16 protein-coding genes are annotated in these 14,345 nt (G+C 72.2%); 5 read left to right on the top strand and 11 right to left on the bottom strand.

Annotated features, from left to right (window positions below; all coding sequences use genetic code 11):
• Positions 1–86: 86 nt before the first annotated feature.
• On the top strand, positions 87–911 hold the full coding sequence (locus QSK26_RS27030) for a site-specific integrase (protein WP_285778070.1): 825 nt from the start codon (positions 87–89) through the stop codon (positions 909–911).
• 4 nt (positions 912–915) lie between these two features.
• Here QSK26_RS27030 and QSK26_RS27025 read toward each other — a convergent pair whose 3' ends face one another.
• Positions 916–4,035, bottom strand: coding sequence for a bifunctional cytochrome P450/NADPH--P450 reductase (locus tag QSK26_RS27025; RefSeq protein WP_285778069.1), 3,120 nt, complete (start codon positions 4,033–4,035; stop codon positions 916–918).
• Positions 4,036–4,098: 63 nt separating this feature from the next.
• Between QSK26_RS27025 and QSK26_RS27020 the strand changes: the two genes are divergently transcribed.
• Positions 4,099–4,677: a TetR/AcrR family transcriptional regulator gene (locus QSK26_RS27020; protein ID WP_285778068.1), complete on the top strand. Its 579-nt coding sequence runs from the start codon at positions 4,099–4,101 to the stop codon at positions 4,675–4,677.
• Positions 4,678–4,724: 47 nt separating this feature from the next.
• On the opposite strand, the gene QSK26_RS27015 is transcribed toward QSK26_RS27020, so the two are convergent.
• Positions 4,725–5,663: an asparaginase gene (locus QSK26_RS27015; RefSeq protein WP_285778067.1), complete on the bottom strand. Its 939-nt coding sequence runs from the start codon at positions 5,661–5,663 to the stop codon at positions 4,725–4,727.
• Positions 5,664–5,743: 80 nt separating this feature from the next.
• Here QSK26_RS27015 and dtd point away from each other — a divergent pair, with 80 nt between their 5' ends.
• Positions 5,744–6,169 (top strand): D-aminoacyl-tRNA deacylase, encoded by a 426-nt coding sequence (gene dtd, locus QSK26_RS27010; RefSeq protein WP_285778066.1) that lies wholly within the window; start codon positions 5,744–5,746, stop codon positions 6,167–6,169.
• A gap of 22 nt (positions 6,170–6,191) precedes the next feature.
• On the opposite strand, the gene ygfZ is transcribed toward dtd, so the two are convergent.
• The 3 genes from ygfZ to QSK26_RS26995 form a co-directional block, all read right to left on the bottom strand.
• A complete protein-coding gene (gene ygfZ, locus QSK26_RS27005) occupies positions 6,192–7,172 on the bottom strand; it encodes a CAF17-like 4Fe-4S cluster assembly/insertion protein YgfZ (RefSeq protein ID WP_285778065.1) in 981 nt (326 codons plus the stop codon).
• 9 nt (positions 7,173–7,181) lie between these two features.
• Positions 7,182–7,637: a Fur family transcriptional regulator gene (locus QSK26_RS27000; protein ID WP_285778064.1), complete on the bottom strand. Its 456-nt coding sequence runs from the start codon at positions 7,635–7,637 to the stop codon at positions 7,182–7,184.
• Positions 7,638–7,848: 211 nt separating this feature from the next.
• Positions 7,849–8,190 (bottom strand): MerR family transcriptional regulator, encoded by a 342-nt coding sequence (locus QSK26_RS26995; protein ID WP_285778063.1) that lies wholly within the window; start codon positions 8,188–8,190, stop codon positions 7,849–7,851.
• Positions 8,191–8,329: 139 nt separating this feature from the next.
• Between QSK26_RS26995 and QSK26_RS26990 the strand changes: the two genes are divergently transcribed.
• Positions 8,330–8,680, top strand: coding sequence for a hypothetical protein (locus tag QSK26_RS26990; protein WP_285778062.1), 351 nt, complete (start codon positions 8,330–8,332; stop codon positions 8,678–8,680).
• A gap of 99 nt (positions 8,681–8,779) precedes the next feature.
• Here the strand turns inward: QSK26_RS26990 and QSK26_RS26985 are convergent, their stop codons facing one another.
• From QSK26_RS26985 to QSK26_RS26970, 4 genes are all read right to left on the bottom strand, one after another.
• Entirely contained in the window at positions 8,780–9,226 is a 447-nt protein-coding gene (locus QSK26_RS26985) for a hypothetical protein (protein WP_285778061.1), read from the bottom strand.
• A 129-nt stretch (positions 9,227–9,355) separates the two neighbouring features.
• A complete protein-coding gene (locus tag QSK26_RS26980; protein ID WP_285778060.1) occupies positions 9,356–10,447 on the bottom strand; it encodes a WD40 repeat domain-containing protein in 1,092 nt (363 codons plus the stop codon).
• Entirely contained in the window at positions 10,444–10,938 is a 495-nt protein-coding gene (locus tag QSK26_RS26975) for a SigE family RNA polymerase sigma factor (RefSeq protein WP_285778059.1), read from the bottom strand. The genes QSK26_RS26980 and QSK26_RS26975 overlap by 4 nt, the downstream gene beginning before the upstream one ends.
• A gap of 421 nt (positions 10,939–11,359) precedes the next feature.
• Positions 11,360–11,866 carry a heme-binding beta-barrel domain-containing protein gene (locus QSK26_RS26970; RefSeq protein ID WP_285778058.1) on the bottom strand — a complete coding sequence of 169 codons (507 nt, stop codon included), beginning with the start codon at positions 11,864–11,866 and terminating at the stop codon, positions 11,360–11,362.
• A gap of 92 nt (positions 11,867–11,958) precedes the next feature.
• On the opposite strand from QSK26_RS26970, the gene QSK26_RS26965 reads away from it, so the two are divergent.
• Positions 11,959–12,321 carry a DsrE family protein gene (locus QSK26_RS26965; protein WP_285778057.1) on the top strand — a complete coding sequence of 121 codons (363 nt, stop codon included), beginning with the start codon at positions 11,959–11,961 and terminating at the stop codon, positions 12,319–12,321.
• A gap of 55 nt (positions 12,322–12,376) precedes the next feature.
• On the opposite strand, the gene QSK26_RS26960 is transcribed toward QSK26_RS26965, so the two are convergent.
• Together QSK26_RS26960 and QSK26_RS26955 are read right to left on the bottom strand one after the other, a co-directional pair.
• On the bottom strand, positions 12,377–13,096 hold the full coding sequence (locus QSK26_RS26960; protein ID WP_285778056.1) for a type 1 glutamine amidotransferase: 720 nt from the start codon (positions 13,094–13,096) through the stop codon (positions 12,377–12,379).
• The gene (locus QSK26_RS26955; protein WP_285778055.1) at positions 13,086–14,315 is read right to left on the bottom strand and encodes a Mur ligase family protein; all 1,230 of its coding nucleotides are present in this window, start codon (positions 14,313–14,315) and stop codon (positions 13,086–13,088) included. Before QSK26_RS26955 ends, QSK26_RS26960 begins: the two co-directional genes overlap by 11 nt.
• Positions 14,316–14,345: the final 30 nt, after the last annotated feature.

Here is a 14,345-nt window from a genome sequence, read left to right as displayed (position 1 = left end):
CGGACAGCCTTGTGGGCTGGCTCTTCTCAGAGGAGGCGGCGGTTTTTACTGCGGCAGACGGCGATGTCGCCCCGGTCGAGTACGCGGTGGCGATCGATCGCTACCTGGAGACGCTGCGGCTGAGCCCGGCCTCCCGCCGGGTCTACCGCATCGCGCTCGCCACCTGGGCCTGGCCGCTCGTCGGCAGGACGCCGCCCGGCGGCAGGGAGCGCCGCGGCGCGCCGCCGCCCATCGTGCCGCTCGCCCTGCTGGACACCCCGGCCGCCCGTGACCGGCTGCGCGAGGCGCTCGCGGAGCGCGCGGCGGCGGTGGACGCGCGGACGCTGGGCCGGGAGCTGTCCATCCTGCGCGGCGCGGTCGGCTGGTGGCGCAACCGCGGCTGGATCAGCGGCGACCCGGTGGGTCCGCTGCGGTCGCCCGCGCTGCCGGCCACGTCCGGCGAGATCCTCAGCGGGGAGCAGGTGGCGGAGATCTTCCGGCTGCCCGCCGGCCTGCGCGAGCAGACCTTCTGGCGGCTGCTCTACGAGACCGCCGCCCCGGTCGAGCGGCTCCTCGCCCTGAACGTGGACGATCTCGACCTGCCGCGCAGGCGGCTGCGGCGGGCGCCCGCGATCCGCTGGCGGGCGGGCGCCGCCCGGTTGCTGCCGCTGCTCCTGCTCGGCCGCGGTACGGGTCCCGTCCTGCTCACCGAGCGCCGCGCCGCACGGGCGACGCCGCCCGGGGACCGGGATCCGGTGACCGGGCGGGGCCGCCTGTCCTACCGGCGGGCGGCCGAGCTGTTCACCGGCGCGACCCGGCCGCTCGACCCCGCGGGGCACGGCTGGACGCTGCGCCACCTGCGGGCCGCCGGACAGGCGCACCGCCCATCGAGCCAGGCACACCGCCGGTCCGCCCAGGCATCCCCGGCGTGACCGGTCAGGCGAAGACGTCCTGCTGGTAGCGGCCCTCGGCCTCCAGGCCGCGCAGCCACTCCTCGCCGTCGCCGCCGGCGCGCTCCTCGTGGATCGCCGCCAGCGCCCGCCGTACGGCCGGCGCCATCCGCAGCCCGTCCCCGCACACGTAGACGTACGCCCCCCGGCTGAGCAGCTCCCACACCGTGTCCGCCTCGCCCGCCACCGCGTCCTGGACGAACCGGTACCGGTGGCCGGGCACGGCCGAGAACGCGGTGTGCACCCGGACCGGGCCGGAGTCGCGCCAGCCTTCCAGCTCGGCGCGGTAGAGCCAGTCGTGCTCGGGGTGGCGGCAGCCGTAGAACACCTCGGCCGGGCCGGTGGCGCCGGACAGCGCCCGCTCCTCCAGGAAACCGCGCAACGGCGCGAACCCGGTGCCCGGGCCGACGAGGATCACCGGCGTGCCCGGGTCGGCCGGGAGCCGGAACGGCGGGCTCGGCACCCGGACGTACCCGTAGAAGACATCCCCTTCCGACAGTCCCGCCAGGTAGGCCGAGCACATGCCGCGATAGGCGCCGCCGCCGGACCAGGCCGCGCCCTCCACCAGCCCGACCGTGATCCGGATCCGCCGCGGATCGGCCAGCGGCGTGGAGGAGATCGAGTAGTAGCGCGGCCTGATCGGGCCGGCCAGCTCAAGGAAGACCGGCAGCGGCAGCTCCACCGCGGGGAAGCGCTCCAGCAGCTTCAGCACCGAGATCCGCTTGGCCAGGATCTCCTCCGCGTAGTCCGCGCCGAGCCGGTCCAGCTCCCCCGTCGTCCACGGGCAGCCGGTGTGCTCGGCGAGCGCGGCGAGGTCGGCGCGGGTGGCCACCTCCTGGAGCTCGGCGAACTCGCTCAGCAGCAGCTCGGCCGTGACCGGGGTCTCCACCGGCAGGTGCGTCGCGCCGCGGGCGCGCAGCCGTACGACCTGATCGCGTGGGACGCGCAGGCAGCGCAGCGCCCAGGCGACCAGCTCGGGGTCGTTCTTGGCGAAGACCGCGAGGTGGTCGCCCGCCGAGTAGGTCACGCCCTCGGGCAGCTCGGCCACGATCGAACGCACGCCGGGACGCGGGGCCTCCACCGAGAAGTCCCACAGCCCGCCGGGGTCGCCGGTCAGCTCCTCGTTCGACACCACGCGCAGCGGGAACGCCTGCTCGGACACGATGGCCGGCCGGACGTCCGCCTCGGTGAGGACGTCCATCTCGTACCGGCGGCCGGCGTCGGCGGCGGTGGCGCCGTACTCGCGTGCGACGGCCTCCCACAGGCCCGTGCTCCAGGCGAGGACGTCGCCGTCGAAGTCGCCGTCCGCGTCGGCCTCGCCGCGGTCCACCAGGGGCACCGCGCCGGCCCCGGTCAGCTTGGCGAACGCGCGCCGGGGGAAGTCCTGGTAGGTGGGCCACTGGGTGTTGCCGCAGCCGAGCAGCGCCAGCCGTACCCCGTCCAGCGCGGGCAGCTCGGCAGCGTCGAAGACCTGCGCGTTGTCCGGGGCCTTGCCGTTGTAGGTGGAGGTGACCACCACCAGCAGGCCGCCGGCCGGCGGGGCGGCGGCGAGTTCGTCCAGCGTCATCAGGGTGGTGGCGAAGCCGGAGCGGCCGGCCCGCTCGGCGAGCCGTTCGGCGACGTCCGCCGAGGTGCCGAGGTTGGAGCCGTAGGCGACCGCCATGCTCACCCCGGTGACGCTCACCTCGGCCTCCTCCTGCGTGGCCTCCGGCGCCGGCTGCGCGGTGGCGCGCTCGTGCTCCCTGCGGGCCCTGACCCGGATGGTGAAGCCCTCCGGCTTGAGGGTGAGGGTCTGCTTGATCTGCATCCGGTAGGCGCCGGGGTCGGCGAGGGCGAACCGCCGCAGGATGAGCGCCAGCGCCAGCCGCGCCTCGGTCAGCGCGAACTGCCGCCCGATGCAGGCCCGCTCGCCGCTGCCGAACGGCTTGTAGGCCGCCGGGTGGTGGGCCGCCCTGGCCTCGGGCAGCCAGCGGTCGATGTCGAACTCGTCGGGCCGCTCCCACGCCTTGGGGTGCCGGTGCAGCGCGGGCAGCAGTACCGCCGCCTTGCGGCCCGCCTCCACCGGGTACCCGCCGATCGTGGTGGCCGACCGGGCGGCCACGGCGAACGCCGGGATCGGCGACCAGAGCCGCAGCGTCTCCTCCAGGATCCGGGAGACCACGTCCAGCTTCATGACCGTCTCGTAGGTGGGCACGGTGTCGCCCGGCAGCAGCCGGTCCACCTCGGCGTACGCCTGCGCGAGGGCGTGCGGGTTGCGCAGCAGGTTGTACAGCGCGAAGGACAGCAGGCCGCTGGTGGTCTCGTGGCCGGCGATGAGGAAGGTGAGCACCTGGTTGCGGATGTTCTCGTCCGGCAGCCGCTCGCCGGTACGCGGGTCGGCGGCCTCCAGCATCAGGCCGAGCAGGTCCCCGGTGCCGCCGCCGCCCGTCGTACGGCGGCGCGCGATGACGTCGTCCACCAGGTCGTGCATCAGCCGGATGTCGGCCCGGTAGCCGTCCTCCTGCTTCCTCTTCAGCCTGGTGACCAGCGGGAGCTGCCGGTTGCGGATCATCGCCTCGGTCAGCGAGCGGCCCATCGCCTGGAGGAAGGGGTGCAGTTCGGCCGAGTTGAAGGAGTCGAACCGGTAGTCGAACCCGGTCAGGGAGATCACGTCCAGCGTGAGCCTGGTCATGTCGTCGGAGACCGGGAGGTCCTCGCCCTGCCGGCGCTCCCAGGAGGCGATGAGCTGGTCGGCGACCTCCAGCATCTGCGGGAAGTAGGACTTCATGGACCGCTGGCTGAACGCCGGCATGAGAATCCGGTGCGCGTGCCCCCAGACCGGCTCGTCCTCCCGGGCGGTGAACAGCCCGTCGCCGGCGAAATCGCGCACGATGGACAGCGGCGGGTCGATCACCTTGGCGAACCGGCTCTCGTCGCACACCTCGGCCACCAGGTCGGGATCGTAGACGAAGAGCACCTTCCGTCCCATCATGTCGAGCTGGAAGATCCCGTCCGGATGCCGGGCCGCCTGCTCGACGAAGAACTCGTTGGGCGCGTGGGCCGGGATCTGCAAGGTGTTGCCGACGAAGGGCAGGCCCTGGGGCGCGGGTATCTCTGTCGTCGTCACGGGGGCTCCTCACGGTGTGCCGGACTACCAGCCATACACTGTATGGCTACTACCATACGGCGTATGGCCAACAGTGCGCGCAGAGGGGAGCCCCTGACCCCCGGGGAGATCTACGAGACGGCGCTGCGACTGGTGGACGCGGGCGGCGTCGAAGCGCTGTCCATGCGCAAGCTGGCCACCGAGCTCGGCGTCAACCCCATGTCGCTCTACCACCACGTGGACGACAAGACGGCGCTCATCCGCGAGGTCGCCCGGCTCGCCGTGAGCCGCCTCCAGCTGCCCGCCGACGACGGCTCCCCCTGGCAGGAACAGCTCCGCGTACTGGCGGGCGCCTATCGCGTGTACGCCATGCGGCATCCCGCGCTCATGTCCTACATCGACGCGCATCCGGCCGTCATCCAGGCGGACTCCGGCATGATGGCCGTGCTGAGCCGCATCCTGCGCGCCGCCGGCGTCCCCGAGCGCGATCTCGGGCACACCGCCGAGGTGCTCATCTGGTTCGTCTCGGCGCTCGTCACGGCTGAGGGCGGCGGCATGCTCGGCATGCGCACCGGAGCCGTGGACGCCGACCGCAGCTTCGAGATCGCCGTCGAGCTCATCGTGGACGGCCTCGCCCAGGGCGGCGCCTTCAAGCGTCCCTGAGGGTCCCGGCCGCGCTCAGGCGCCCCGCCCCCGGGACCGGGCGGAGGTCAGCCGCGGACGCGGATCTCCCCCACCGGCTCGCCGCGGCCGAAGACCGGCGTGGCGGCCAGGGCGGACAGCTCGGGGCCGTCCTCGCCGAGCGCGCGCAGGGCGGCCACCGTGACCGGGGTGCGGGCCCGCTGGCCGCCGTCCTCGATCTTGACGGTGCCGGCGCGGCCGTCCGCCAGCGCGAACGCGTCGAACGCCTCCGCGCCCGCCTTGATCAGCAAGCCGGGCACGGCCCGCATGAGCGCCGTCTCCGGGCGCGACGTGCCCGAGGTCCACTCGGGATGGGCGCGCATCGCGTCGGCGATGCGCCGCTCCGGCGTACCGGGATCGGCGAGGACGAGCGACCGGAACGCGCGCGCCACCCCGACCATCGACACGAAGAACAGCGGCGCGCCGCACCCGTCCACCCCGGAGGCGGCCACCCGCTCCCCGGTCATCTCCTCCACACAGGCCCTGATCGCCCGCTGGAGGGGATGCGTCTGGTCCAGATAGGTTTCGGTCGGCCAGTCGTTGGCCACGCAGGTGGCGAGCATGGCCGCGTGCTTGCCCGAGCAGTTCATGAAGATCCGCGCCTGGTCGCCGCCGGTCCTCAGCACCTCCCGCGCCGACCCGGGGTCCTCGGGCAGCGCGAGGGGGCAGCGCAGCGCGCCCTCGTCGAGCCCGGCCCCGGCCAGGATCTTACGCGCGCCGTCCACGTGGAACGCCTCCCCGGCGTGGCTGGCGCAGGCCAGCGCCAGCGACTCGCCCTCCAGGGCCAGCCCGCCCCGCACCATGGCGAGCGCCTGCAACGGCTTCATCGAGGACCGCGGAGACGCCGGGACGTCCACGTCGCCGTGCGCCCTGACGACCTTGCCGTCGGCCCCGAAGACCACCATCCGCGCCCGGTGCGTCGACTCCACGAAACCCGACCGGACCACGTCCACCAGCAGCGGCTCCACTGTGCCCTCCCTCTCGGGCCTTGAGTTTAGGGACGACCGATATCCGGGTTCACCCCGGGGGCATGGCAGAATGCGCAGGCATGCGAGCGGTGGTGCAGCGGGTGAGCTCCGCGTCCGTGACGGTGGACGGCGCGACGGTCGGCGCGATCGGCGAACCGGGCCTGCTGGTGCTGGTCGGCGTCACGCACACCGACACCCCGGCCGAGGCCGCCAGGCTCGCCGCCAAGCTCTGGGGCCTGCGCGTCCTGCACGGCGAGAAGTCCTGCTCCGACGTCGCCGCCCCGCTCCTGGTGATCAGTCAGTTCACGCTGTACGGCGACGCCCGCAAGGGACGGCGGCCCACCTGGCAGGCGGCGGCCCCGGGCCCGGTCGCCGAGCCGCTGGTGAACGCGGTGGTCAGCGGGCTGCGCGACCTGGGGGCCCGGGTCGAGACGGGCGTCTTCGGGGCCGACATGAAGGTCGAGCTGGTCAACGACGGCCCCATCACGCTCATCCTGGACACCTGACCTGGACACCTGACGGGAAGGGTCAGCGGATCCTGCGGCGCAGCCCCGGGTCGATCGAGACGTTACGCCCCGCGTCCGGCGGCACGATGACCTCCTGGGAGGCGGCCACCCCGCCCGCGAGCAGCGCCGCGTCCACCGGCACGGTGCGCTTGACCAGTGCCAGCGCGATCGGGCCCAGCTCGTGGTGCCGGGCCGCGCTGCCGACGAAGCCGACCGCCTCGCCGTCCAGCGTCACCGGGGCGTCGTGCGGGGGGAGGGTGTCCACGCTGCCGTCGAGGTGCAGGAACACCAGGCGGCGCGGAGGGTGCCCCAGGTTGTGCACCCGGGCCACGGTCTCCTGCCCCCGGTAGCAGCCCTTGGTCAGGTGGACGGCGGTGCCGATCCAGCCGACCTCGTGCGGGATCGTCTTGTGGTCGGTCTCCCGGCCGAGCCTCGGCCGGTGCTCCTCGATGCGCAGCGCCTCGTAGGCCCACAGGCCCGCGAGGCGCAGGCCCAGGTGCCCGGCCAGGTGCTCGCGCGGCAGCAGCAGGTCCTCGCCCATCACGACGGTGCCCGCCGGCGGCCCGGCCACGGCGGACCGCACGGTGACCACCGCGTACGCCGCGGTCTCGTCGCTCACCTCGACCCGCAGCATGAACCGCATCTTGTCCAGGAAGGCGACCAGCGCGGCGGCCCCGCCGGGCTCGACGTGCCCCCACACCGCCTCGCCGTCGTCCACCAGCGTGACGTGGTGCTCGACCCGGCCCTGCGGGTCGAGCAGCAGGGTCTGCGTGACCTCGCCGGGGGCGAGGGCGTCGAGTTTCTGGGAGCTCAGGTCGTTGAGCCAGCGCAGCCGGTCGACGCCGGAGATCCGGACGACCTCCCTGTTGCTCCGGTCGACGATCGCCGCGCCGCCGAGCAGCGCCCGCTGCTCGGCGAACGGGTCACCGTAGTGGGCCGCGACATCGGCGTCAGGTGCCTCGGCGGCGACGGCGCCGGGCGTGTCCAGCAGCGGGCTTCGCATGCTCCAAGGTTACTTCGCGCTCCGCGCCGCTTCGCCGCCGGTACGGCCCGCGCCGACGCAGTTGCGGCACCGGCCGAAGACCGTGAGGTGGTGCACGTCGGTGTCGAACCCGAGCTCGTCGTGCAACGCGCTCACCAGCCCCTGCACCACCGAAGGCCGCACCTCGCTGATCTCCCCGCACCCCCGGCACACCAGGTGCACGTGGTCGGCGTCCGCGGCCAGGTGGTAGGTGGGAGCACCGTGGCCGAGGTGCGTGTGGGTCACCATGCCGAGCTCTTCGAGCAGCTCAAGGGTGCGGTAGACGGTCGAGATGTTGACGCCCCTGGCCGTCTCGCGCACGGCGGAGCAGATCTCCTCGGGCGTGGCGTGCTCCAGCTTCTTGACCGCCTCAAGCACCAGCTGCCGCTGAGGCGTCACCCGGTAACCTCGCGCCCTGAGCTCCTCGTGCCATGAAGTCTCCGTCATGTCACGAGTTTAGTCGCGCCGGCGTCCCCGCCCGGCGCCCGCGACGCGAGTTTTCACCCGCGCGCACACGACCGGCCGCGGGTCGCCGGAGTCGCCGCGGGTCCCGCCGTTGCGGCACCGGAGCGCGACCGCGTGCAGCACCCTGGTGGGGCGTCCTCTGTCCTCGCCAAGTTGCGGAGCGGGGGCAGAGGACGACTCTCGGGCGCGCGGTTCAGGACTCCAGGTAGCCGGCGAGGGTGCCGCGGCTGCGCCGGAGGTCGTCGATGCGCTCGTCCATGGCCGCGAGCTCCCGGTCGATGAGGGCCCGCAGGTCGGCACACCAGTCGAACTCGGTGCCATCGCCCCGGGTGCACGGCAGCACCTCGCGGATCACCTCGGTGGACAGGCCGGCGTTCAGCAGGGCGCGCACCTTCCGTACGACGATCACCGCGTCCTCGTCGTAGCTGCGGTAGCCGTTCGCGTCTCGCCTGGCTTCGAGCAGGCCCTGCGCTCCGTAGTACCGCAGCAACCGCGGGCTGACCCCGGTACGCCGGGACAACTCCCCAATCAGCATGTGACCGCCCTATCCGAGGCTCCGACACGATGTACAGCTTCAACGCCGCCTCGCGGGCGAACATTTCACCTGACCCGCCCGGCGCCCCCACCCGGGATCGCCGACTGGACCCGGGGGCAACCTCACCTATGGTGATTCGATGCCGCTCGTCGAGATCACCTACGCTCCGCATGTCGCCGAGACCACACTCCGCGAACTCGGGTCGGTGCTGCCGCATCTGGTGTCCCAGGCCGTGGAGTGTCCCGAGGAGCCCTACGACGGCAACCTGCAACCGGGCGATGTGGAGATGCGCTTCCGCGGGCTCGGGCCGTTGGACCGCTGCGGCCTGGATGTCGTGATCGAGGTGCGGTCCAAGTGGTTCGAGAGCAGGGCCGTCAACCGCCAGGAGCGCGTGGACCGGCTCCATGAGAGCATCGGCGCCGCGACCGGGCTCCTCGATTTCGGCGTCTACCTGTCACTTCCGGTAGCCGCCTGGTCTCAGGGAGACTGAGGAGCCCGATCGGCCCGCCTTCTCACCCGGCGCCGGGTCAGGTGGGACCTGCCCCGGCCAACCGGCGGGGGTGTCCACCCGGTCCCCCGGTCGAGCGGCTCAACTGCAGCGCGCGACCCGGATCACGGAGTACGGCTTGTAGGCCGCGGCGTAGAACTTCTTCTTGCCCTTGGTCCTGGCGTTGACCGTCATGCACCGGTACTTGGTGACCTTGTCGCCGACCGAGCCCTTCCTCTCGAACGCGATCTTGGTACTGACCTTGTGGCTGCAGTGGTTGTTGAAGTAGATGGTCACGGTCGTGTTGCCCTCGCCCCAGGAGTAGTTGGCCCACTTGCCACCGGGCTTGGAGCACTTCACACTGTCGCGCTCGACCGCGGCTCGGGCCGACGCCGTAGCGGCCTTCGCCGGAGCCGCCTTCGCCGCGGCGGTGGCCGCGTTGGACGATGCGGCGCCCGCCTGCGCGGACGCAGCCGTTTCCGGAGTCAGCAGCAGGGCCGCCGCGGTGGCGGAGCCGAGCAGAACGGATGCGAGCTTCTTGCGATTCATGCGCCAACCTCACAAAGGGGATCAATTTCCGTGATCACCGTAGTGGACATCCCAAAGCTTGGTGTGGCGGTCGTCCCAAAACCTGGTGAGGTCGGACGAACCGGTCAGGAACACCGAGGACGTCAGGCACTAGCGCACCAGCCCCGGCACCACGACCCGCCCCTCTCCGCGCAGTGCGAACAGCTCCCTGCTCGCGCCCGTGCGCACATCGACCGCATAAGCCACCGGCGGCGGGCTGTTCGGCGATTCGGCACCGGCCAGCACGGTCACCTCCGTGGCGTTCAGCCAGCTCCCGAGCCGCCAGGGACGCCAACCTTCGGCGAGCCCGGATACGGGGACACGGGTCTCCCGGCCGGCCCGCACGGCGTCGAAGACGACGATCGAGCCGTCCTTCTGGATCATCGGCTCCCGATCCGGGTCGCGGGTCGTCCCCACCCTGGCCAGCGTCCGTCCGTCCGGCGCGAGGGCGCTGTAGTCGTACGTGAAGTCCTTGATGGTGATCGGCTCCTGGCCCAGCACCCACACCCGGCTGGACTTGTCGTACGGCTTGACCAGCACCACGGGTCCTGAACCGTCCGACACGCTCACCGGCCACCATCCTCGCCTGAGGTCGGTCACCGTCCCGCGCTCCAGGTCCACCAGCTTGTTCGGCTGCCGCCGACCGCCCCACCCGGACACGATGAACCTCAGCCCGTTGGGCGACAGCCGCAGCGCGTACTCGACCGAGAAGTCCTCCGCGGGCTGCTTCAGCGGCGACTTCCACGTTCTCCCGCTCGCGAGGTCGCGCACCACGATCGCGCGATGCCTGGAGCTGTAGTACGCGATCCTGCGGCCGTCCGCGGTGACTTCCAGCGGTCGCGCCACATCCTCGCCCAGCTCGTACGTGCGGCCGTCGCGGGTCACGATCCGCCAGGCACGCTCGGTGCACGTCTCCACCGTGATCCGGCACTCCGGCTCATACGCCTGCTCCACCGGCGCGACGCCCTTCGCGGGCAGTGGGGGCGCCTTCGTCTCCGGCGGGGTGAGCACGACCGGCGGCGAGGGGTTCGCTTTCAGCAGCAACACGGACCCACCGCCCGCGATCAGGCAGGTGACGGCGGCGGCCGCCACGGCCAGCCGGGTCGCCCGCCTTCTGCGCGCACCCCGCACCGCCCGTGTCGCCAGATCGACGACATGCGCCTCCTCGGCCAGCGCCTGCAGATCATCACGCAGTGTGTTCATCGGTACACCTCTTCGGGGGTGAGCGCCCGGAGCTTGGACAGCGCGTAATGGGTCTGACTCTTGACGGTGCCGACCGAGACGCCCATGAGCTGCGCGGTCTCGTGCTCCGAGCGGTCCTCGTAGAACCGCAGCACGATCACCGCGCGCTGCTTCGGCGTGAGCTGCGCCAGCGCCTGGCGCAGGGCCATGCGGCGCACGGTCACCTCGTCGTGCGACTGCCCGGCCTCGGCCCGCTCCGGCAACTCGGCCCCGGGCAACTCGACCCGCCTGCGCCTGCGCCACGAGAGCGTCTGGTTCACCAGGGCCTTGCGGGCGTACGCCTCGGGGTTGCCGCCCTTGGCGAGCTTCGCCCAGTGGGAGGCGACGCGGATCAGGACCGTCTGTAACAGGTCCTCGGCGAGATGGGGGTTCCCGGTGAGCAGGTACGCCGTCCGCATCAGCGACTGCTGACGCGCGCGCACGAACTCATGGAACCCCTCGTAACGGTCCATGTATCGAAACAACTCCGCTGAGGGGCTCCAGGTTGGAATGCCCGGCGCGAAAGGTCCTCAGGAGGGTCCGGGCTCGGCGCGGCGGCGGGATCGCGCCTGGCCGGGATGCCGTTCGAAAAACATTTGCCCGCCCCGCACCCGCTGCATAAGGTACAAGCACGCGGAAAGGAGGTGGTCCAAGTAATGGTTGATCATAATTGGGCTAGCGAGGTGGCTGTCCGCTAGGGCTCGCCGACTCCGGACCACGTCTGGACGTTTGGCGACGTCCGGCGAATCCATGACACCACCGGGACCTCGGGCCGCCGGAGGACGGGCAGAAACCCGTCCACTGGTCCATCCGGCCCGTCCGCAGATCGGACGGAGCAGCCCGAGGTTCTTCATTTCTTCGACCCTTCCGCGTCTCGCGGAAGGGTCGTTCTGCTTACTCCTCGCCGGTGAAGTCGGCCACCTTCTTCAGCTCGGCCGACATGTGCGACTGGAGCGGCTGCCCCATCGCCTCCATGTCGTAGGCCCACATCAGGCTGCCGTTGACCAGGCCGTAGAGCCGGTGGCCCTGGTTGTACTCCTTGGCGGTGGCCGTGCGCGCGGCCACGTCGGTGCGCAGCTCGATCTTGTGGAAGACGACCTCGCCGAGGTAGATCTCCACGATGCCGGTCGGGTGCGCGAGCACCACCTCAAGCTGCCGCTCCGGCTGCGCGCGCCAGAAGCCGGACTCGGTGGACAGCGGCCGGACCCGCTCGCCCGCCTCGTCGAGCAGCCAGGTGCGGCTCCGGTAGGTCAGGAAAGGCTTGCCGTTGTGGCCGAAAACGATCTCCTGGCCGAACTGGATGCTCTCCATCGTCGGATATCCGCCCACACCGGCGCCTTCCCAGCGGCCGAGCAGGAAGGCGATCGGCTCCAGTTGGGGATGCAGTTCAGGTACGCCCATGACCATGAGCCTAGTGGCCTCCCGGACACGACGGAGAGGCGGTGATGTGCCCGCCTGGCCGGTAACGGCGAAGCAGGACTAGGGTGACCGATATGGCACGATCATTGGTGATCAAGGTGACCGCCGGCGCCGACGCCCCCGAGCGGTGCAACCAGGCGTTCACGGTGGCCGCGGCCGCGGTGGCGAGCGGGGTGCCGGTGTCCCTGTGGCTGACCGGCGAGGCGTCGTGGTTCGGCCTGCCGGGACGCGCCAAGGAGTTCAGCCTTCCGCACGCGGCTCCGCTGGAGGACCTGCTGGAGGTCGTCATGTCGGCCGGGCGGGTGACCGTGTGCACCCAGTGCGCGGCCCGCCGCGAGATCACGGTTGACGACCTGATCGGCGGCGTGCGCATCGCGGGGGCCTCCACGTTCGTCGAGGAGGCCCTCGCCGAGGGCGCCCAGGCGCTCGTCTACTGACCCGCCCGGCGGATCACTGCCCCCCGGCGGATCACTGACCCCCGGCGGGTCCGGGTCAGCGGGGCGGCAGGACGGCCGCGAGGCGCTCCTCGCGCAGGCGGTCGAACCAGGTGTCGTCGATGGGGGCGAGGGCGCTGCCCACGGCCCAGCTCAGGAGCAGGTCGGCCAGGGCGGGGTTGCGGGCCAGCGCGGGGCCGTGCAGGTAGGTGCCGACGATGCGGCCCGCGTAGCAGCCTTCGGTGCCGTCGCCGTTCCCGATGCCGATCCTGGTCCGGGACAGCGGCCGGACGCCGGAACCGAGCCGGGTGAGCCCCATGTGGTTCTCGAACCCGGTCAGCGTCGGCAGGTTGAGCGCGGCGTCGACGTCGGCGGCCAGCTCGCCGACCGAACGCTGGGCGCCCCGGCCGGACTCGATGTCGAGCAGCCCCAGGCCGGCCACCGGCTGGCCCTCCTCGCCGCCGAACGTGTGACCCATGATCTGGTAGCCGGCGCACACGGCCAGCATGGTCGCGCCGCGGGCGATCGCCCGCTGCAACCCGCCGTCGCGCCGCAGCCGCTCGGCGGCCAGGATCTGCGGGCGGTCCTCGCCGCCGCCGATCAGGTAGATGTCGCCGCCCTCGGGCACCGGGTCGGAGGAGCGCAGGTGCAGCGTCTGGACCGGGATGCCGCGCCGCTGTGCCCGCTGTTCGAGCACCAGCGCGTTGCCCTGGTCACCGTAGGTGCTGAGCAGGTCGGGATAGATCCAGACCAGCCGCAGGGCGCTCTCAGACTGCACGGCCGAACTCCGATCGGATCTGCTGGAAGGCGGTGTAGTTGGCGATCACGTCCACCCGTCCGGGCGGCTGGGCGGCGAGCGCCTCGGAGAAGTCGCCGGCGAGCTGGAACGGCACTCCGGCCACGTCGAGCCGGAGCGCGAGGTCGAGCCGCCGCTCCCCGGTCACGAAGACCGGCCGGCCGCGCAGGATGCGGTAGTCCACGTCCCACAGCCACGAGGTGTCCCGGCCGTCGGGCCCCTGGGCGTTGACCGACAGGATGATCGGCAGGGCGGCGTCGGACACGTCGAACGCCTCAAGCCAGCCCGCGGGGTTCTTGGCCAGCAGCAGCCGGGCGTGCCTGCCCTCGCGCTCCACCGTCGTGTACCGCCCGGCGACCGACTTCACCTCGCCCAGCCTGGGCAGCGCCCGCTCCGGCGGCAGCCCGAGGAGGGCGACGACGGCCAGCGACATCGCCGCGTTGGCCCGGTTGGCCGAGCCGGGAAGCTGGAGGTCGAGCCGCCAGCGCCGCCCGTACGGGTCGATCACCGTGTCGTCGTCGAGCACCCAGGACGGCTCGGGCCTGCGGAAGGTGCATTCGCGGCACGCCCAGTCGCTGCCCTTGCGGTCGAGCGGGCCGCCGCACTCGGGGCAGGACCAGGAGTCCTCCTTCCAGCGCTGGCCGACCGCCACCCACGTCACCTGCGCGGCGGTCGAGGCGCCCCAGGTGACCAGCGGGTCGTCGCAGTTGGCGACCACGTGCGTGGGCCGGCCGGCCAGGGCGCGCCGCCACTTCTGCGCGAGCTGCCAGATCTCGGCCGCCCGGTCCATCTGGTCGCGGCTGAGGTTCATCAGGCAGACGAGGCCGGCGCCGGTCGTGTCGAGGACCTCGGGCAGGTATTTCTCGTCGACCTCCAGCACGCCGTACGGCGCCTGCTTGGCCTGGGAGAGCGCGGAGACGTGCCCGGCGGGCATGTTGGCGCCGAACGCGTTGGTCGCGACGTCGCCCAGCTCGTGCAGGGCCGAGGTGATCAGCCGGGTCGTGGTCGTCTTGCCGTTGGTGGCGCTGACCAGCACGAGCTTGCGATCCTGCGCGAGCTGGCGCAGCAGGTCGGGCTCCAGCACCAGACCGACGCGGCCCCCGATGACCGAACCGTCACCGCGCCCCGTCATCCGGGACAACGTGGCGGCGGTCCGGCCGAGCGCGCTGGCGACCTGCGCCCTGAGCGGAAGCTGACTCATGTCACCAGATCCTAACGGCGGAACACCTCG

This window comes from Microtetraspora sp. NBRC 13810 (assembly GCF_030268685.1).
Lineage (GTDB): Bacteria > Actinomycetota > Actinomycetes > Streptosporangiales > Streptosporangiaceae > BSRQ01.
The sequence above is the reverse complement of the archived record's forward strand: the minus strand, read 5'-3'. Positions and strand labels throughout refer to the sequence as shown.